The sequence below is a fragment of the Streptomyces sp. YJ-C3 genome (assembly GCF_053891275.1).
The window spans coordinates 7,032,134-7,050,252 of the sequence record NZ_CM132685.1; the positions used below are offsets into that span (position 1 = coordinate 7,032,134).

Consider the following 18,119-nt stretch of genomic DNA (forward strand, 5'->3'; position numbering starts at 1 on the left):
CCGGCGATCTCTGTGACCATCCCATGATTCGCTCGTTCTGCTGAACGTGCAGTCAAAGGTGCAGCAACCCAAGCCCTCGTCCCCCGGCGACACCGCCGGCGCCGACGTCATCGACGTGGAACAGGCCGAGGCGGCCCTGGTCGAGCACTACCCCCGCCTCGTCCGCCTCGCCTACCTGGTGCTGCCGCCGGGCCTGGGCCGCAACCGGCGGGTGCTCACCGCCCACTCCGTGACCCAGCGCGCGCTCCCCCGCGGCCGCACGGCCACAGCGCCCCCGGCGGTCCCCGCCCCGCGCGGCGCCGCCCCGCGCGCCGGCGACCCGGGCTACGCCTACGTCCGCCTGAGGGTGCTGCGCAGCGCCCTCGAAGCGGGGCTCCCGCTGCGCCGCGCGGCGTGGCCCCGGCGGGCCCAGCTGCCGCCCCTGCTGCCGCAGGTGTGGGGCCTGCGGCTGTTCCCGAAGTCCGGCGGCGCCGACGAACTCGCCCTGGACCAGCGGCTGTCCGCACTCAGCGGTCCGGCCCGCGCCGCGTACGTGCTGCGCGGCCTGGAGCGCCTCGACGGCGCCGCCGTGCGCACCGTCCTGACAGCGGCGGGCTGCTCGGCCGAGGACGCGGCCGCCGCCCTGGCCGAGGCCGACGGGACCGAGGCGCTGTACGGGCTCCTTGAGTCCCCGGAGTTCGACCCCTGCTCCCTGCACGCGCGTCCGACCGACCTGATGCGGCGCCGCCAGCACGCCAAGGCGGCCGTCGCGGCACTGGCGGCGCTCCTGGTGTGCGGCGCGCTGCTCGGCCTGCCCGGCGAGGGCTGGAGCCCGGACGGCGCGGCGGCGCCGCCGTACGCGCTCAACCCCGCCGCTCAAGCCGCCCTGGACCCCGCCAAGGTGACGCGGGTGGCGCCGGCCGCGTGGCAGACGTCGGCCCGCACCGACTTCTCCGTGTGGCCCGCGCGCGGCTCCCTCACCGGTGACACGGCCCTGCTGCGCCGCGCGCTCGCCGTGTGGGCACGCCCCGGCGAGTCCGTCCAGGTCTCGGCGACGCCCGGCACCCCGGCCGGCGCCCCGCCCGGACCCGCGCAGCTGCTGTACGCGGGCGAGATCGACCAGGCCCGCATCGTGCTGCTCTACGACGGCCTGCGCATCGTCCGCTACGCCGAACCGAGGAACGGCACGAGCGGCGCCGCCCTCGACTTCGCCCGGGTCGACGGGGCGACGGGACCGCAGGCGGGCGCCGTGGTCGTCAACCGCTCGGACGGCAACGTGCGGTATCTGACGGCGCCCTGGGTGACCGGCGCCGCCGTCCGCGACCTGCTGAAGCCGGCCGGCGCGGCCCAGCGGCTGCCCCGGACGAAGGACGGCGTCACGTCGCCGTTCCCGAGCCCGGCCCTCGCCCCGTCCGACCGGCCCTGCACGTCGTGGAACGCGCTCGCGCTCACCGACTCCGGCGGCACCCGCTACTCCACGGACCTCGGTGAACTCGTGCCCGCGCATCTCACCGCGGGCCGGCCGGACGCGCCCCGCGACGCGAAGCCCGCCGACTGGGCGGCCACCGCCTGCTCGCTCGGCGCGGTCCGCTCGCACGGGGTGCGTTCCGTCAACTCCTGGGCGTACGCGCGCCAGGCGCTGCCCGAGGCGAACGGGGACGCGGAGTGGGTGTGCACCCGCGCCGAGACCTGGCGGGGCGGGGGCCCGCGCACCCTGGCGCTGTTCCGGGCGCCGGGTGCGAAGGCGGCGGTCGTCGCGGCCAAGTCGGAGGGGGCGCCCGCGTGCGGGGGGCGTGATCCGCTGGTGCTGGCCGGGGTGCGGTGGAAGTCCCGCGAGGGGAGCTGGTATCTGGTCGCCGCGGGCAGCAAGGGGGTCGACTCCGTTACGGCGGCGGGGTCGACCCTGCCGGGGAATCTGCTGGCCGTGCGGGTGGCGCGGGGCGCGAAGGTGACGCTGGCCGGGGTCTCCTCCAGCGGGGTCGAGGTGTCGGCCCTGCGGTAGGCGGGGCTTGATTCATAAAAGTGCGGCCCGAGGGGTGTACCCCTCGGGCTACCGCTCAGTACATTGACGCCATGTCTAATACGCGCGTCCCGCTGAAGGCACGCCAGGTGTCCTTCACCTGGGACCGGACCCCGTTGCACTGGCTCCCGGACGACCCCTTCACCACGCACACCATCAACGTGCTGCACCTGCTCCTGCCCGCGGGCGAGCGGTGGTTCGTGCACGTCTACAAGCAGGTTCTGCCCTACATACGGGACGACCGGCTGCGCGAGGACGTCATCGGGTTCATCGGCCAGGAGGCCATGCACTCGCAGGCCCACGACGAGGTGCTGCCCCATCTGAAGGAGCAGGGTCTCGACCCGACGCCGTACACGGCCCAGGTGGACTGGTTCTTCGAGAAGCTGCTCGGCGACCGGACCCTGCCGCCGGGCAGGGCGCGCCGGTGGTGGCTGATGGAGCGGGTCGCGCTGATCGCGGCGATCGAGCACTACACCGCGTTCCTGGGCAACTGGGTGCTGAACGCGGAGGAGCTGGACAAGCGCGGCGCCGACCCGACCATGCTCGACCTGCTGCGCTGGCACGGCGCCGAGGAGGTCGAGCACCGGTCCGTGGCCTTCGAGCTGTTCGAGCACCTCGACGGCAGCTACCGGCGGCGGGTGCGCACCTGGGCCACCGCGTTCACGGCGCTGGTCTTCCTGTGGCAGCGCGGCTCCCGCTTCTTCATGGAGAACGACCCGACGCTGCTCGACGGCAAGGCGAGCTTCAAGGACTTCCACCGGGGCGGCAAGCAGGGCGTGCTGCCGTCGACCGGCGCGATGATGCGGTCCATCCCCCGCTATCTGAGCCGGAGTTACCACCCCGAGCAGGAGGGCGACACCGCTCAGGCCCTCGCCTATCTGGCCTCCTCGCCCGCCGCGACCGCCGCCGAAGCCCGCACAGGAGCCGCCCGATGAATCCGCGCACCCTCCGCAGGGCCGCTCTCGTCGCCGGTGCCGCGCTCGTCGTGCGCCGCGCGCTGCGCAGCCGCGTGAAGCGGTCGCCGCTGTGGCCGATGCCCGCTCTGGAGGAGCCGGTCTCCGGGCGGCCCCGGGCCCGCGCGCTGAGCCTGCTCATCACCCGGCACGAGGCGATAGCCGACGGGGTGGTCCAACTCCGCCTGGAGGGGCATCAGTTGCCTTCCTGGCAGCCCGGCGCGCACCTCGATCTCGTCCTGCCCTCCGGTCTCGTACGGCAGTACTCGCTGTGCGGCGATCCGGAGGACACGTCGTCGTACACCGTCGCCACCCGGCTGATCCCACCGGGCGAGGGCGGGCGCGGGGGTTCGCGCGAGGTGCACGAGCAGTTGCAGGAGGGCGCGGAGGTGGAGGTGCGCGGGCCGCGCAACCGGTTCCCGCTCACCACGGACGCGCCCGCCCACCTCTTCGTCGCGGGCGGCATCGGCATCACCCCGATCCTGCCGATGCTGCGCGAACTGGACGCGCGCGGCGCCGACTGGAAGCTGCTCTACGGGGGCCGCACACGGGCCTCGATGCCGTTCCTGGAGGAAGTCGAGAAGTTCGGCGCCGAGCGGGTGACCGTGGTCGCCGAGGACACCGACGGGCGGCCGGACCTCGCCGCGGCGCTGACGGCCACCGCGCCGGACACGGCCGTGTACTGCTGCGGGCCCGAGGCGCTGATGGCCGCGGTGGAGGCGGCGCTGCCCGCGCGGCGCACCCTGCACCTGGAGCGGTTCGCGCCGCGCAACTCGGCGGACGGCAACGGCCCGTTCGAGGTGGAGCTGCGGCGCAGCGGCAAGGTCGTGGACGTGCCGGCCGACAGCACGGTCCTCGCGGCGGTCCGCGCCGAGCTGCCCTACGTGTCGTACTCCTGCGAGCAGGGCTTCTGCGGCACCTGCCAACAGCGCGTCCTGGAGGGGGAGATCGACCACCGCGACGAACTGCTCACCGATTCCGAGCGGGACGACTCGATGCTGATCTGTGTCTCGCGGGCGCGCGGCGAGCGCCTGGTCCTCGACCTGTAGGGAACGTGGAGGGCCGCTCGGGCGGGCCGGATCCGCTCGGTAGAGTGTTCGGTATGACTACCGGGGTGCGGCGCAGAATGGGAGTCGAGGAGCGGCGGCGGCAGCTGATCGGGGTCGCCCTCGAACTGTTCAGCCACCGCTCCCCCGACGAGGTCTCCATCGATGAGATAGCGGCCGCCGCGGGCATTTCGCGACCGCTGGTCTACCACTATTTCCCGGGCAAACTCAGCCTGTACGAGGCCGCGTTGAAGCGGGCCGCCGAGGATCTGGCGCAGCGGTTCGAGGAGCCGCAGGACGGGCCGCTCGGGGCGCGGCTGCAGCGGGTGATGGGCCGGTTCTTCGACTTCGTGGACGAGCACGGGCCCGGTTTCTCGGCGCTGATGCGCGGCGGCCCGGCGGTCGGCTCCTCGGCGACGAACGCGCTCATCGACTCGGTCCGGCAGGCCGCGTACGTCCAGATCCTCGCGCACCTGAAGGTGGTGGCGCCGTCCCCGCGCCTGGAGCTGGTGGTGCGCTCCTGGATCTCGCTGGCCGAGTCGACGGCGCTGATCTGGCTGGACGGCCGGCGCATCCCGCGCGAGGAGCTCCAGCTCCAGCTGGTCCACGACTTCGCGGCGCTCGCCGCGGTCAGTGCCGCCCACGACGAGGAGATGGCGGCGCTGCTGCGCCACATCCTCGCGGACGAGCCGGCCGACGGCCCGTTCACGGACCTCGTCACCCGGCTCGTCGCGCTGGCGCCTCGCTAGCCGATCGCCGAGCGGTAGGCCGTCTCCAGGTCCCGCACCTCCATGGACAGGTGCACGCCCCCGGCCTCCTTGATGTGTGCGGGCAGCAGGGCGAGGACGGAGTCGGCGAGGGCGGCCTTGGCCTCCTCGGTGCGCCCGGCGAGCAGGGCGATCTCGACGTGCACCACGGCCGCCTCCTCGGCTCCGTCGCCGACGACGGTCTCCTCGGCCCGCCGGAACCGCGTCTTGCAGGCCGCGGTCCGCGCGGCGACGGTGTCGACGCAGGCCTGGTGCACGGCGCCCGCGAGCCCGGGCCGGTCGAGACGGCCCTCGAGGCCCGCGGAGTAGTCGACGGTGATCTGAGGCATGGGTGCTCCGTGAGTGTGACGTCCTGCGGGTGCTGTCACTGATCACCTTTACGGTGATCGGCATGACCGCACAACTCTCGTTCCGCGAAGCGGACACCGACGACCTCGGCACACTTGTCGCCCTCTACGACGGCGCGGCCCGCTGGATGGTGGACCGGGGCATCGACCAGTGGCGCCCCGGCGACAAGGACGAGGAGCACTTCCGGCTGCGGATGAAGGAGGGCGAGGTGTGGCTCGCCGAGTCCGGCGGGCAGGCCGCGGGCGGGTACGAGCTGTGGTGGACGGACGAGCCGGCCTGGGGCGCGCAGCCGCCCGTCGCGGGCTATGTGCACCGCCTGACGGTCCGGCGCGGCGCCCCGGCCGGCACGGGCGCCGAGCTGCTCGCGCACGCCGAGCGGCGCATCGCGGCGGCGGGCCGCACGCTCTGCCGCCTCGACTGCGTGTCGACGAACGCGCGGCTGCGCGGCTACTACGAGGGCCGGGGCTACACGGTGGTGGGCGAGCAGCCGTTCAAGTCCGGTGCGGGCGGCAGCAGTTACGCGGTGACTCTCATGGAGAAGGTGCTCGTGGGGACACCTCGGGGCTGAGCCGCAGGGCCAGCAGGGCGATGTCGTCGGCGCGGGCGGTGAAGCAAGACAGGAGGGTGTCGCAGAGCGCGTCGGGGGCGGCCGGGGCGGCGGTCGCGGCGACGCCCAGCTGCGCCATCGAGTCGGACAGGTCGGTGCCGCGGGTCTCGATGAGACCGTCGGTGACCATGAGGAGCCGCTCGCCGGGCCCGATTTCCAGCTCGGTGGGGGCCGGGTGGGGCAGGCCGAGGCCGAGCAGGGGGCCGGCCGCGTCGGCGTAGCGGGCCGGGCCCCGGCGGGGCACCCGCAGCGGCGGGATGTGACCCGCGTTCGCCACGCGGGTGCGGCCGGTCGCCGGGTCGACGAGGGCCAGGCACAGGGTGGCCGTGGTCTCGGGGTGGTAGTGCTGGAGCATCCGGTCGAGCCGGGTCACGAGCCGGTCGGGGCGCGCGTCCTCGACGGCGTAGGCGCGCAGCGCGTGCCGGATCTCCACCATGACGGTGGCCGCGTCGAGCGAGTGCCCGACGACGTCGCCGATGCTGACGAGGATCCCGGCCGGGGTGGGCAGCACCGCGTAGAAGTCGCCGCCTATCTCCGTCTGCCGGGATGCCGGTACGTAGCGGAAGGCGACGTCGACTCCGGGCAGCCGGGGCAGCTGGGCGGGCAGGAAGCTGCGCTGCAGGGTGAGGGCGACATGGCGTTCCCGCTCGTACATGAGGAGGGGTTCGGCGGCGAGGGCGGCGGCGCGGGCCAGCTGTGCCATGAGCGGGCCGATCCGCCCGCCCGGGTCGGGGACGACGGGGGTGGCCAGGCAGACCGGGAGGCGGCCTTCGCTGGTGCGGGCGAGCACCAGCCGGGCGCCGCCGGGCCCGAAGTACGCGGCGGGCCACAGCGCTCCGGGCACGACCGTGCTGCGCACTCCGCCGCGGGCGCACACGACGCGCCGTACGACCGCGGCCGCCCGTTCGCGTTCGTCGGCGTCGGGGACGATCACGTGGGCCTCGCGCCGGGACAGGCCGGTGTGCACGTCGCCGTCGCCGCCGAGGACGAACACGGCGGCGCTCTGGCCGGTGAGTCTGGCCGTCGCCTCGGCCGTGGTGGCGGCCAGCTCGCCGAGGCAGCGCGCGCCCTGCACCTCGACGACCGACTCCGACAGCAGCGCGAGCCGGTCGAACTGGGCCTGGGCGTCGATCAGTTCGCGGGCTCCGCGCAGCGCGGCGCGCACCACGGCGTGGATCTCCTCCGGCTCGGCGGGCACCGTCAGATACGCCTCGCCGCCCGCGTCGAGCGCGCGGCAGCGGTCGACCGGTTCGGACGGCCGGGCGGAGAAGTGGACGACGGGCATCCCGGCGAGCGGGGGCAGCGCCTTGACGCGGCGGCACAGTTCGAACCCGTTGAGATCGGGCAGCCCGACGTCGACGAGCGCCACGTCGGGCAGCGCGCCGGCCCGCAGCCGCACGTCGAGTTCGATCAGGGCCTCCCCGGCGGACGCGACGGGCACGACGACGTGTCCGGCCCGGCGCAGGACGGCGCTCAGTGCGTAGCGGTTGGCGGCGGTGTCGTCGACCACCAGGACCGTGCTGGCCTCGTCGGTCCGGGGTTCCTGCGCGGTGACGTTCACGGGCGGCCCCTCGGGGCGGGTGCGGTACGGGCCCCCTCGGCCCGTCGCTCCAAGTTACCGCCGGGCGGGGCGGCCGGGAGCGCGTTGGACACAGGTTGACGGTCGCGGCCGGTCGCGCCCCAACCCCGCGGGCGCGCACGGCACTTCTCGCGCCGGTCCCACTCGGTGTGCAATACGGCATGTGACCGGTAAGGTCCCGTCCCGTGACCGCACGTCTAGCCGACATAGCAGCTCAAGCGGGGGTCAGCGAAGCGACCGTCAGCCGCGTGCTCAACGGCAAGCCCGGGGTCGCCGCGGCCACCCGTCAGTCCGTCCTCGCCGCGCTCGACGTGCTCGGGTACGAGCGGCCCGTGCGGCTGCGCCGGCACAGCGCGGGTCTGGTCGGTCTGATCACCCCCGAGCTGGAGAACCCGATCTTCCCGGCGCTCGCCCAGGTCGTCGTCCAGGCGCTGACCCGGCAGGGGTACACGCCGGTCCTGGCCACCCAGACGCCCGGCGGCTCCACCGAGGACGAGCTCACCGAGATGCTCGTCGACCGCGGGGTCAGCGGCATCATCTACGTCTCCGGTCTGCACGCCGACACCACGGCCGACACCCGGCGCTACGAGCGGCTGCGCGGCCAGGGCGTCCCGTTCGTGCTCGTCGACGGTTTCTCGCCGGCGGTGGCGGCCCCCTTCATCTCGCCGGACGACCGGGCCGCGGCCCGGCTCGCGGTGACGCATCTGGTCTCGCTCGGCCACACCCGGATCGGCCTGGCGCTGGGGCCCCGTCGTTTCGTGCCCGTGCAGCGGAAGATCGAGGGCTTCGTCCGCGCGATGGCGGAGCTCCTCGGCCTGTCCCCGGACGAGGTGGAGCGCGACCTCGTCCAGCACTCCCTGTACACGCTGGAGGGCGGCCAGGCCGCGGCCACCGCGCTCCTGGACCGCGGCTGCACGGCGGTGATCTGCGCGAGCGACATGATGGCACTGGGTGCCGTCCGGGCGGTGCGGGAGCGGGGCCTGGACGTGCCGGCGGACGTCTCGGTGGTCGGTTTCGACGATTCACCGCTCATCGCCTTCACCGATCCGCCGCTGACCACGATCCGCAAGCCCGTGCACGCGATGGGCCAGGCGGCCGTCAACACGCTGCTGGAGGAGGTCGGCGGCACGCCCGCGCCGCACAGCGAGTTCGTGTTCATGCCGGAGCTGGTGGTCCGGGGTTCAACCGCTTCGTCCCCTGGGGTCCGGCCTCGTCCGTAAGGCGTAGCGGATGCGACGCGAACCCGACCGAGGGATGATCGGACGAGGGCCGATATCTGGCAGACTCTTCGTCTATGGGTGAAACGACCGTGACGACACTGGAAGGCCGACAAGGGCCCACCACCTCACCCATCGCGGAGGACCGCGGCGGGCGGGACGAGCGCGGTCCGCTGCGCCGCTTGCGCACACCGCGGCGCCCCAGGTTCTGGTTCGAGATCCTTCTCATCGCGGTGAGTTACTGGACGTACTCACTGATCCGTAACGCGGTCCCGGAGCAGAAGGCGCAGGCGCTGCGCAACGCAGACTGGATCTGGAGCGCCGAGCAGCATCTCGGGATCGCCGTCGAGCAGAGCGTCAACCACGCCGTGAACTCGGTGACTTGGCTGATCGTCGGCATGAACTACTACTACGCGACACTGCACTTCGTCGTCACGCTGGGTGTGCTGGTGTGGCTGTTCCGCCGGCATCCCGGGCGTTACGCGGCGATCCGCCTGGCCCTGTTCGCCACCACGGCCGTGGCGCTGGTCGGCTACTACTTCTATCCGCTGGCGCCGCCCCGTCTGATGAACGGCGGCGGCTTCGTCGACACGGTCGCCGTCCACCAGACGTGGGGGTCGATGGCCTCCGGCAACCTGAAGAACATGTCGAACCAGTACGCGGCGATGCCGTCGATGCACATCGGCTGGTCGCTGTGGTGCGGCCTGACGATCTTCGCGCTGGCGTCGGTGCCGTGGGTGCGGGTGCTCGGCCTGCTGTACCCGGTGGCGACCCTTGTCGTCATCGTCTCGACCGCGAACCACTTCTGGCTGGACGCGGTGGGCGGCATGCTGTGCCTGGCGTTCGGCTTCATGGTGGCGCGCCTCTGGTACGGGGCGCTGCCCTACGCGCTGCCGCGGCTCGTGGCCCCGCCGCCGATGCTGTCGGCTAAGACCTGACGGGGCTGCTGAAGGGCCCTGTGTCTTCGGGGGCGGCACCGTGGGGTGCCGCCCCCGCCGCGTGTCAGCCCCGGTGTGTGACGCGACCGTCCGTCACCGTGAGCCGGACCGGGGCTTCGGCCAGTTCGTCCGGCGACGCCGTGACCGGGTCGAGGCCGAGCACGGTGAGGTCGGCGCGCAGGCCCACCGCGATGCGGCCGGCCTCGGCGGACTGCCCCGCGGCGAGCGCCGCGTGCGAGGTGACGCCCTCCAGCGCTTCGAGCCCCGTCAGGCCCTGCCCGGGACCGGCCGCGCCCGCGGGCACCCGGGCCATGGCGAGGACGCGCCGGGCGTCGTAGGGGGCGATGGGCCAGTCCGAGCCGAGGGCGAGCACGGCGCCCGCGTCCCGCAGGTCCCGGGTGCGCCAGGCGCGGGCCGCCCGCTCGTCGCCGAGCCGCCGGGACCACTCGTCGCTGTGGTCGCCCTTCGTGTACGCGGTGTGCGGGGGCTGCATGGACGCGGCGACGCCGAGCGCCGCGAACCGGGGCAGCGTGTCGTCGGGGACGGTCTCGATGTGCTCGATGCGGTGGGCCCCGCGCCCGCTCGGGCCGAGCGACTCGACGGTGTCGAGGGCGTGCCGGACGGCCGCGTCGCCGATGGCGTGCGTCGCGGTGCGCACCCCGGCCGCGTGCAGGTGCCGGACGGCCGCGCTGTACGCCGCCGGGTCCGGCCAGAACGCGTCGGTGCCCTGTCCGTGGCAGTCGGCGTGCTCCAGCCAGGCGGTGCCGCCCTCGACGGTGCCGTCCATGAAGAACTTGACGCCGCCGACGCGCCAGTTCCGTCCGTGCTCGCGCTGGAGGGCGACGAGTTCGTCGAGCCCGGCCGCGTCCACGCCCGGCATGCACCAGGGCGACACCGTCAGCCGCAGCGGCAGGTCGGTGTCCCGCTCGACGTCGGCGAGCAGCTGCAGGCCTGATCCGTCCATGACGTGCGCGCCGGTGAGGCCGGTCGCGGCCATGGCGGACAGCAGGTCGACGAGTCCGGCGCGCCGGGCCGCGGACGACAGCCGGGGCACGACCTGGTCGACCACGTCCATGGCGGCGTGCTCGATCAGGTGCCCGGTGGGCCGCCCGTCGGCGTCGCAGACGATCTCGGAGCGCTGGGCGAAGGTCCGTGGCCCGGTGACCTTCGCCTTGGCCAGGGCGGCGCCACTGGCCAGGGCGGAGTGTCCGTCGTACAGGCGCAGGAAGGCGGGGGCGCCGTCCAGTACGTCCTCGACGAGGTCGCGGTGGACGGGCCGCCCGCCGAACGCGTTGTGGTCGAGTCCCCAGCCGACGACCCAGCCGTCGATGCGGTCGGCCGTGCGCAGGGCGGCGCGCAGCGCGTCGAGGTCCTGCACGCCGGTGAGGTCGGCGCCGGCCGCCATCTCCAGGCCCCACACGGGGTGGCTGTGGGAGTCGACGAAACCGGGCGTGACGGTCGCTCCCGCGAGGTCGAGCCGTTCGGTGCGCGGGCCCGTCCAGTCGCGTACGAGGGTGTCGGTGTCGCCGACCGCGGTGATGCGGCCGGCGGTCACGGCCAGGGCGGTGGCCTCCGGCTGGTGCGGGTTCAGTGTGCGGATGCGGGTGCCGGTGAGGAGGAGGTCGGCGGTGGGCATGTGCGGGCGGCTCCTGGTTCGCTGTCTCGTCTGCCTGGTGCGTGTGGCGTGGGCGGGTGCGCGTGGTCGGTGGCGGGTGGCGCGGTTCCTCGCGCCCCCTATTGGCCGAACCCCTCGTATGTCTGCGGGTGGGATGTGCGCAGGCGGCGGGCCAGGAGCAGGCCGAGGAGGAAGACCGCGGGGGCCACCGCCACCAGGATCGTGTTCACCAGGGGGGACGCGCCCGTGAACAGGTCGACGTGGGTGATCACGAGGGCGATCGCCGCCGCCAGCAGGAGTGTCGCGGCGACGGGGGCCACGATCGTGCGCAGCACGCCCTCCTGGTGGGTGATGCGGCGGAAGAAGAAGGGGACGGCCAGTGCGGCGAGGAGCTGCAGCACCATCAGGCCGATCATTCCCGGGGTGTTGACCCACAGGAGCAGCTGGCCGTACGGGTCGGCGCCCGCCGCCCAGAACGCGAGGACGACGACGGCGCCGAGCACGGTCTGGGCGAGCCCGGCGACGTACGGGGAGCGGTGCCGGGGGTGGATGCGGCCGAGGGCGCGGGGCAGGACGCCCTCGTCGGCGAGCGCGAGCGCGTACCGGTTGATGGCGTTGTGGAAGGCGAGGAGGGAGGCGAGGACGCTGGTGACGATGAGGATGTGCATCAGGTCGGCCGCCCAGCCGCCGACGAACGTGGTGATCGCCGTGAAGAAGAGGCCGGCCGGGTCGGACCCCGCCGCCTTCACCACGGCCGCGTCGCCGAAGGACTGGATCGCGATCCAGACGGTGAACGCGTAGAAGAGGCCGAGGAAACCGACGGCGATGTACGTGGCGCGCGGCACCGTGCGGTCCGGGTCGCGGGCCTCGCGGCGGTAGATGACGGTCGACTCGAAGCCGGTGAACGCGGCGAACGCGAAGGCGAGTACGGCCGCCGTGCCGGGGACGAGCACGTTGTCCGGGGCGAACGACGCCGCCGACAGGCCGTGGGCGCCGCCCTTGAGCAGGACTCCGCCGGCCAGGAGTACGAGGATGCCGGTCTCGGCGACGAGCAGCACGCCGAGGACCTTGGCGCCGAAGTCGATGGAGCGGTAGCCGCCGGACCAGATCAGGGCCAGGCCGGCGAGGGAGACCGGCAGCCAGGGGATGTCGGCGCCGAACAGGGCGTGCACGGTGTCCTGGGCGGCGGTGCCGAGGAGGCCGTAGACGCCGATCTCCATGCCGTTGTAGCCGACCATCGCGAGGAGCGCGGCGCCCACGCCGGCGGGCCGGCCGAGGCCCTGGGTGATGTACGCGTAGAAGGCGCCGCCGCCCGTCACATGGCGGCTCATGGCGGTGAAGCCGATGGCGAGGACGGCGAGGGTGAGCCCGGCGAGGAGGTATCCGGCGGGGGCGCCGATGCCGCCGAGGGCGATGGCGATGGGGGCGACGCCGGCCATGACGGTGAGCGGGGCGGCGGCGGAGACGACGAAGAAGGAGATGTCGGCGGTGCCGAGGGTGCCGGTGCGCAGGCCCGGTGGCGGGCTCGTCGTGGTCGTCTTCGGGGAGGTCACGGACATGCGGGGAGAGGCCCTTCTGGCGGCAGGCAGGGGCAGCACGTTCATCAACACGTTCATCAACGAGGACGTAAACCTAAAGGCTTTCGGTTTCCGCAATGTAACCTCCCGTTGGGGATACGGGAAGACCTGTTTTGCGGATCGGATGGGGAGCACAGCGGATGGGACGGCCGAGCAAGCCACTCCTTGACCGGGAGCGCATCGCCACGACGGCGCTCGAACTCGTCGACGAGAAAGGCGAGTTCAGCGTTCCGGGGATCGCCCGGCGGCTCGGCGTGCAGACCGGTTCGGTCTACCACCACGTGGACGGGCGGGACGGCATCGTGGAGCTGCTGCGCGAGCGGGTGGCGGCGGCGATCGACCCGGAGCCGCTGCGTTCGGGGCTGCCGTGGGACGAGGCGATGGCCGCGTGGGGCCGTTCCTACCGCGCCGCGTTCGGCGCGCACCCCCGGGCGATCCCGCTGCTGACCACGAACCCGGTGCGGGCGCCCCGGGTCCTGGAGCAGTACGAACTGGCGGTGGCGCTGCTCCTCGACGCGGGGTTCGCGCTGCCGGACGTGATGCCGCTGATCATCGGGCTGGAGAACGTGGTCCTCGGCTCGGCCCTCGACATGGCGGCCCCGGAGGCCATGTGGGAGCTGACGGACGAGGCGTCGACCCCCCTCCTGGAGCAGGCCCTGGCGGCAGCCCCGGACGACCGCTCCGACGCGGCCTTCGACCTGGCCCTGACCGCCTTCATCACCCACTGCCGGCGCCTGCTGGAGGCGTGAGCCGGCAGGGGCGCGGGGAACTGCGCGCCCAGCCACGAACAACGCGCAGCCGCCGATGAGACATCAACCAGGCAGACGAAAGAGCGCACCGCCGAACCGCCGGAGGCCTACGCCCCGTAGAAGTGCTCCTCCATCACGGCCCGCGCCCGCCGCGTCGTCCGCCGGTAGTCGTCCAGCATGTCCCCGACGTGCCCGGGGTCGTACCCCAAGTACCGCCCCACGGCCCCGAGTTCCCGCCCGTCGGAGGGGAACGTGTCGCCCGCGCGGCCGCGCACCAGCATCACCGCGTTGCGCACCCGGGTGGCCAGGACCCACGCCTCGTCGAGGATCGCCGCGTCCTCGGTCGGCAGCAGACCGGCGGCGCTGGCCGCGGCCAGCGCCTCGCGGGTGCGGGTGGTGCGCAGGCCCGGTTCCGCCCAGCCGTGCCGGAGCTGGAGCAACTGGACCGTCCACTCGACGTCGGAGAGTCCGCCGCGGCCCAGTTTGGTGTGCAGCGTCGGGTCGGCGCCGCGCGGCAGCCGCTCCGACTCCATCCGGGCCTTGAGCCGGCGGATCTCGCGCACGGCGTCGTCGCCGAGTCCTTCGGCCGGATAGCGCAGCGGGTCCACCAGATCGATGAAGGCCGCGCCCAACTGGGCGTCGCCCGCGACGGGCTGGGCCCGCAGCAGGGCCTGCGACTCCCAGACCAGGGACCAGCGGCGGTAGTACGCCTCGTAGGACTTGAGGGTGCGCACGAGCGGGCCCGACTTGCCCTCGGGGCGCAGGTCCGCGTCGATCAGCAGCGGCGGGTCGGCGCTCGGCAGCGCGAGCAGGCGGCGCATCTCGGCGACCACCTTGTTCGCCGCCTGGGCCGCCTCGTGGTCGTCGGCGCCCTCGCGCGGCTCGTGCACGAACAGCACGTCGGCGTCGGATCCGTAGCCGAGCTCGTGGCCGCCGAAGCGTCCCATGGCGATCACCGTGAACCGGGTGGGGAGCGTGTCGCCCCAGCCCTCCCGCACGACCGCCCGGAGCGTGCCGGCGAGCGTGGCCGCGTTCAGGTCCGAGACCGCCGAGCCGACCCGGTCCACGAGCGCGCCCTGGTCGGCGACCGCGGGGCTGTCCTCGGTGCCGTACGAGGCGATGATGTCGGCCGCCGTGGTGCGGAACAGCTCGCGGCGGCGCACCCCGCGGGCCGCGCCCACCGCCTGTTCGGCGTCGTCGGCCCGGCCGACCGCGGCGAGCACCTCCTGCTCCAGCTGGGCGTGCTCGCGCGGGTCCAGGCCGTGCGGGTCGCCGAGCAGCGCGACCGCTTCGGGCGCGCGCATCAGCAGGTCGGGGGCGAGCCGGCCCGCGGACAGGACGCGGGCCAGGTTCTCCGCGGCGGCGCCCTCGTCGCGCAGCAGCCGCAGGTACCAGGGCGTCTTCCCCAGCGCGTCGGAGACCTTGCGGAAGCCGAGGAGGCCCGCGTCCGGGTCCGCGGAGTCCGCGAACCAGCCGAGCAGCACCGGGAGCAGGGTCCGCTGGATGGCCGCCTTGCGGGTGACGCCCGAGGCGAGGGCCTCCAGGTGACGCAGGGCGGCGCTCGGGTCCGCGTAGCCGAGCGCGACGAGCCGCTCCCGCGCCGCCTCGGTGCTCAACCGGGTCTCGCCGGGGGCGAGTTGGGCGACGGCGTCGAGCAGCGGGCGGTAGAAGAGCTTCTCGTGCAGCCGGCGGACGACGGACGTGTGCCGCTTCCAGGCGCGGTTGAGGTCGGTGAGCGGTTCGGTGCGCATGCCCATCGAGCGGCCGATGCGGCGCAGGTCGGCGTCGTCCTCGGGCACCAGGTGCGTGCGCCTGAGCCGGTACAGCTGGATGCGGTGCTCCATCGTGCGCAGGAAGCGGTACGCGTCGTCGAGCTGCACGGCGTCGACGCGGCCCACGTAGCCGCCGTCGGCGAGGGCGGCCAGGGCGTCCAGGGTCGTACCGCTGCGCAGCGAGGCGTCGGCCCGCCCGTGCACCAACTGCAGGAGCTGGACGGCGAATTCGACGTCGCGCAGGCCGCCGGGGCCGAGCTTCAGCTCGCGCTCGACCTCGCCCGCCGGGATGTTGGCGACGACGCGCTTGCGCATCTTCTGCACGTCGGGCACGAAGTTCTCGCGCTCGGCGACCTGCCACACCATCGGGGAGACGGCCTCCAGGTAGGCCTCGCCGAGCTCGGGGTCGCCCGCGACGGGGCGGGCCTTGAGCAGCGCCTGGAACTCCCAGGTCTTGGCCCAGCGCTGGTAGTACGCGAGATGGGAGGAGAGGGTGCGCACCAGCGGGCCGTTGCGCCCCTCCGGGCGCAGGTTCGCGTCGACCGGCCAGATCGTGCCCTCGACCGTCGTCTCGGAGCAGATCCGCATCATGTGGGAGGCGAGCCGGGTCGCGGCCTGGACCGCCTTGTCCTCGTCGGCGCCGTCGACGGCCTCGCCGACGAAGATGACGTCGACGTCGGACACGTAGTTCAGCTCGTGGCCGCCGCACTTGCCCATCGCGATCACCGCGAGCCGGCACTGCGCGGCGTCGGCGGGCGCGGCGGTGCGCGCGATGGCGAGGGCGGCGCGCAGGGTCGCGGTCGCCAGGTCGGCCAGTTCGGCGGCGGTCTGCGCGATGTCGGTGGTGCCGCACACGTCGCGCGCGGCGATGGACAGCAGGCAGCGCCGGTAGGAGACGCGCAGCGAGTCGGCCCCGGTGGCGTCGGCGAGGCCGCGCTCGAACTCCTCCACCCCGGGATGCAGATCGCTCGGCTCGTACGTGACGAGGGCCTGCCAGTCGGCGGGGTGCCGGGCGAGGTGGTCGGCGAGGGCCTCGGAGGCGCCGAGGACGCCGAGGAGGCGGTCGCGCAGCGGCTTCGCGGTGATGAGCGTGTCGAGCAGTTCGCGGCGGCCCGCGTCACCGGCCGCCCGCTCCTGCGCCTCGACCAGCCGGACCAGGCCGAGCAGGGCCAGATCGGGGTCGGCGGTGGCGCCGAGCGCGTCCAGGAGCAGCGGGTCGGAGCGCACCGAGGACAGCACGGGTACGTCCAGCAGCCGTTCGGCGCCGGACGGATCGGTGAACCCGTGCCGCAGCAGCCGCGTGAACGTACTGCTCCTGCGCCCTTGCGGCACCGACATCCCGGCCTCCTGTTCGATCACACGCTGGTCCTGAGCCTACTGCGGTCCGTGCGGCACCGATGAGTGGTGAACGCGTGCGGAGTCCTCCCTCCGGCGGGAGGATCTGTGAAGGCCCGCCGGGTACTGCCGGGCACTACTGGAAGGACAGGCCATGGAGTGGACGCTCGAGGTGGTCGTCGTCCCCGTCTCCGACGTGGACCGCGCCAAGGATTTCTACGCGGACAAGGTGGGTTTCAAGGTCGACCTGGACAGCCAGGTCGCGCCCGGCATCCGCATCGTGCAGCTGACGCCGCCCGGCTCGCGCTGCTCGATCGCGCTGACCGAGGGCATGCCGGGCGCGCCGGGGCAGCAGCCGATGCGGCCCGGCTCGCTCACCGGTCTGCAGGTGTGCGTCACGGACATCGCGGCGGCGCGCGAGGAGCTGGCGGGGCGCGGTGTGGACGTGAGCCCGGTGCGGCACGCGGGGCCCGAGGGCTGGGCGGACGGCCCCGGCGAGCAGTGGAACTCGTTCATGTTCTTCACGGACCCGGACGGCAACGGGTGGACGGTGCAGGAGGCGCCGTCACCGCTGTCCGAGCGCTGACCTGCCGCGGCTCCCCAGGGGTTCACCCACGGTTCACCCATCGGGGTCGGATTGCGTGACACAGGGGCATCTTGGCGTGTGCATGCTCTGCCTGCACCGTCAGGACGCCCCTTTCCCCTCCCCCACCTCGGAGGTCTCACGTGCCCGGCAGAACACTCCTCAGGCGCGCCCGTGGCAAGGCGCTCGCCTCGGCCCTCGCCCTGGCGGCGGCCGCCACCGGCAGCTGGCTCGCCCTCACCGGCACCTCCCCCGCGCAGGCCGCCGCCGGCCTGCCCACTCCCGACCACACGATCGTCGTGGTCTTCGAGAACCACGCGTACAGCCAGGTCATCGGCTCCTCCAGCGCGCCGTACATCAACAGCCTCAAGTCCGGCGGCGCCAACCTCAGCGCCTCGTACGCCGAGACGCACCCCAGCCAGCCCAACTACTTCGCGCTGTTCTCCGGCTCCACGCAGGGCGTCACGGACGACAGCTGCTACACGCCCGGCTTCTCCTCGGCGCCCAATCTCGCCTCGGAGCTGATCGCCGCCGGAAAGACGTGGGGCAGCTACAACGAGACGCTGCCGAGCCAAGGTTCGACGGCCTGCTCCTCCGGTGACTACGCGCGCAAGCACAACCCGTGGTTCGGCTTCAGCAACGTACCGACGTCCTCGGCGAAGACCTTCGCCCAGTTCCCCTCGGACTACTCGACGCTGCCGCAGGTCTCCTTCGTCGTCCCGAACCTGTGCAGCGACATGCACGACTGCTCGGTGTCCACGGGCGACACCTGGCTGAAGAACAAGCTGGGCGCGTACGCGACCTGGGCGAAGACCCACAACAGCCTGCTGGTCGTCACCTTCGACGAGGACAACCGGCTCAGCGGCAACAAGATCCCCACGGTCCTCTACGGCCAGCAGGTCACGCCCGGCTCGTCGTCCTCGACCACCTACAACCACTACGACCTGCTGCGCACCCTCGAGGACATGCACGGTCTGCCGCACGCGGGCAACGCCGCTTCGGCCAAGGACATCACCGGCGTCTGGACCTCGTGA

Annotated in this window: 15 protein-coding genes; 10 read left to right on the forward strand and 5 right to left on the reverse strand. The window is 73.5% G+C overall.

Annotated features, from left to right (window positions below):
• Positions 1 to 46 precede the first annotated feature (46 nt).
• The 4 genes from ACVHNB_RS31640 (at position 47) to ACVHNB_RS31655 (ending at position 4,747) form a co-directional block, all read left to right on the forward strand.
• Positions 47 to 1,981 carry a hypothetical protein gene (locus tag ACVHNB_RS31640; protein WP_456226409.1) on the forward strand — a complete coding sequence of 645 codons (1,935 nt, stop codon included), beginning with the start codon at positions 47 to 49 and terminating at the stop codon, positions 1,979 to 1,981.
• Positions 1,982 to 2,052: 71 nt separating this feature from the next.
• Complete coding sequence (locus ACVHNB_RS31645) at positions 2,053 to 2,934, forward strand: metal-dependent hydrolase (RefSeq protein ID WP_456226410.1); 882 nt, start codon at positions 2,053 to 2,055, stop codon at positions 2,932 to 2,934.
• Positions 2,931 to 4,001 carry a PDR/VanB family oxidoreductase gene (locus tag ACVHNB_RS31650; protein WP_428955100.1) on the forward strand — a complete coding sequence of 357 codons (1,071 nt, stop codon included), beginning with the start codon at positions 2,931 to 2,933 and terminating at the stop codon, positions 3,999 to 4,001. The genes ACVHNB_RS31645 and ACVHNB_RS31650 overlap by 4 nt, the downstream gene beginning before the upstream one ends.
• Positions 4,002 to 4,054: 53 nt before the next feature.
• Positions 4,055 to 4,747 (forward strand): TetR/AcrR family transcriptional regulator, encoded by a 693-nt coding sequence (locus ACVHNB_RS31655; protein WP_428955099.1) that lies wholly within the window; start codon positions 4,055 to 4,057, stop codon positions 4,745 to 4,747.
• Here the strand turns inward: ACVHNB_RS31655 and ACVHNB_RS31660 are convergent.
• Complete coding sequence (locus tag ACVHNB_RS31660; RefSeq protein ID WP_428955098.1) at positions 4,744 to 5,094, reverse strand: 5-carboxymethyl-2-hydroxymuconate Delta-isomerase; 351 nt, start codon at positions 5,092 to 5,094, stop codon at positions 4,744 to 4,746. The genes ACVHNB_RS31655 and ACVHNB_RS31660 overlap by 4 nt on opposite strands.
• Before the next feature lie 62 nt (positions 5,095 to 5,156).
• Between ACVHNB_RS31660 and ACVHNB_RS31665 the strand changes: the two genes are divergently transcribed.
• A complete protein-coding gene (locus ACVHNB_RS31665; RefSeq protein WP_456226411.1) occupies positions 5,157 to 5,681 on the forward strand; it encodes a GNAT family N-acetyltransferase in 525 nt (174 codons plus the stop codon).
• On the opposite strand, the gene ACVHNB_RS31670 is transcribed toward ACVHNB_RS31665, so the two are convergent.
• Positions 5,644 to 7,281: a SpoIIE family protein phosphatase gene (locus ACVHNB_RS31670; protein ID WP_456226412.1), complete on the reverse strand. Its 1,638-nt coding sequence runs from the start codon at positions 7,279 to 7,281 to the stop codon at positions 5,644 to 5,646. The two genes, ACVHNB_RS31665 and ACVHNB_RS31670, sit on opposite strands and share 38 nt — an antisense overlap.
• A 203-nt stretch (positions 7,282 to 7,484) precedes the next feature.
• Between ACVHNB_RS31670 and ACVHNB_RS31675 the strand changes: the two genes are divergently transcribed.
• Together ACVHNB_RS31675 and ACVHNB_RS31680 are read left to right on the forward strand one after the other, a co-directional pair.
• Positions 7,485 to 8,519, forward strand: a complete 1,035-nt coding sequence (locus ACVHNB_RS31675) for a LacI family DNA-binding transcriptional regulator (RefSeq protein WP_428955095.1) — start codon at positions 7,485 to 7,487, stop codon at positions 8,517 to 8,519.
• Between the two features lie 74 nt (positions 8,520 to 8,593).
• A complete protein-coding gene (locus ACVHNB_RS31680) occupies positions 8,594 to 9,454 on the forward strand; it encodes a phosphatase PAP2 family protein (protein ID WP_456226413.1) in 861 nt (286 codons plus the stop codon).
• A 64-nt stretch (positions 9,455 to 9,518) separates the two neighbouring features.
• On the opposite strand, the gene ACVHNB_RS31685 is transcribed toward ACVHNB_RS31680, so the two are convergent.
• The gene (locus ACVHNB_RS31685; RefSeq protein ID WP_456226414.1) at positions 9,519 to 11,090 is read right to left on the reverse strand and encodes an amidohydrolase; all 1,572 of its coding nucleotides are present in this window, start codon (positions 11,088 to 11,090) and stop codon (positions 9,519 to 9,521) included.
• Positions 11,091 to 11,188: 98 nt separating this feature from the next.
• Complete coding sequence (locus ACVHNB_RS31690) at positions 11,189 to 12,628, reverse strand: APC family permease (RefSeq protein WP_456226415.1); 1,440 nt, start codon at positions 12,626 to 12,628, stop codon at positions 11,189 to 11,191.
• Positions 12,629 to 12,786: 158 nt separating this feature from the next.
• On the opposite strand from ACVHNB_RS31690, the gene ACVHNB_RS31695 reads away from it, so the two are divergent.
• The gene (locus ACVHNB_RS31695) at positions 12,787 to 13,395 is read left to right on the forward strand and encodes a TetR/AcrR family transcriptional regulator C-terminal domain-containing protein (RefSeq protein WP_428955091.1); all 609 of its coding nucleotides are present in this window, start codon (positions 12,787 to 12,789) and stop codon (positions 13,393 to 13,395) included.
• A 107-nt stretch (positions 13,396 to 13,502) separates the two neighbouring features.
• Here the strand turns inward: ACVHNB_RS31695 and ACVHNB_RS31700 are convergent, their stop codons facing one another.
• On the reverse strand, positions 13,503 to 16,505 hold the full coding sequence (locus ACVHNB_RS31700) for a bifunctional [glutamine synthetase] adenylyltransferase/[glutamine synthetase]-adenylyl-L-tyrosine phosphorylase (RefSeq protein ID WP_428957685.1): 3,003 nt from the start codon (positions 16,503 to 16,505) through the stop codon (positions 13,503 to 13,505).
• Between the two features lie 151 nt (positions 16,506 to 16,656).
• Between ACVHNB_RS31700 and ACVHNB_RS31705 the strand changes: the two genes are divergently transcribed.
• Positions 16,657 to 17,088, forward strand: a complete 432-nt coding sequence (locus tag ACVHNB_RS31705) for a VOC family protein (protein ID WP_428955090.1) — start codon at positions 16,657 to 16,659, stop codon at positions 17,086 to 17,088.
• A gap of 140 nt (positions 17,089 to 17,228) precedes the next feature.
• Positions 17,229 to 18,119 (forward strand): alkaline phosphatase family protein, encoded by an 891-nt coding sequence (locus tag ACVHNB_RS31710; RefSeq protein ID WP_456226416.1) that lies wholly within the window; start codon positions 17,229 to 17,231, stop codon positions 18,117 to 18,119.

What these genes read in the sequence shown, in the direction of transcription:
- ACVHNB_RS31645 (WP_456226410.1), top strand. Translation starts at nt 2,053, where the DNA reads ATGTCTAATACGCGCGTCCCGCTGAAGGCACGCCAGGTGTCCTTCACC.
- ACVHNB_RS31650 (WP_428955100.1), top strand. Translation starts at nt 2,931, where the DNA reads ATGAATCCGCGCACCCTCCGCAGGGCCGCTCTCGTCGCCGGTGCCGCG.
- ACVHNB_RS31655 (WP_428955099.1), top strand. Translation starts at nt 4,055, where the DNA reads ATGACTACCGGGGTGCGGCGCAGAATGGGAGTCGAGGAGCGGCGGCGG.
- ACVHNB_RS31660 (WP_428955098.1), bottom strand. Translation starts at nt 5,094, where the DNA reads ATGCCTCAGATCACCGTCGACTACTCCGCGGGCCTCGAGGGCCGTCTC.
- ACVHNB_RS31665 (WP_456226411.1), top strand. Translation starts at nt 5,157, where the DNA reads ATGACCGCACAACTCTCGTTCCGCGAAGCGGACACCGACGACCTCGGC.
- ACVHNB_RS31680 (WP_456226413.1), top strand. Translation starts at nt 8,594, where the DNA reads ATGGGTGAAACGACCGTGACGACACTGGAAGGCCGACAAGGGCCCACC.
- ACVHNB_RS31685 (WP_456226414.1), bottom strand. Translation starts at nt 11,090, where the DNA reads ATGCCCACCGCCGACCTCCTCCTCACCGGCACCCGCATCCGCACACTG.
- ACVHNB_RS31690 (WP_456226415.1), bottom strand. Translation starts at nt 12,628, where the DNA reads ATGTCCGTGACCTCCCCGAAGACGACCACGACGAGCCCGCCACCGGGC.
- ACVHNB_RS31695 (WP_428955091.1), top strand. Translation starts at nt 12,787, where the DNA reads ATGGGACGGCCGAGCAAGCCACTCCTTGACCGGGAGCGCATCGCCACG.
- ACVHNB_RS31700 (WP_428957685.1), bottom strand. Translation starts at nt 16,505, where the DNA reads ATGTCGGTGCCGCAAGGGCGCAGGAGCAGTACGTTCACGCGGCTGCTG.
- ACVHNB_RS31705 (WP_428955090.1), top strand. Translation starts at nt 16,657, where the DNA reads ATGGAGTGGACGCTCGAGGTGGTCGTCGTCCCCGTCTCCGACGTGGAC.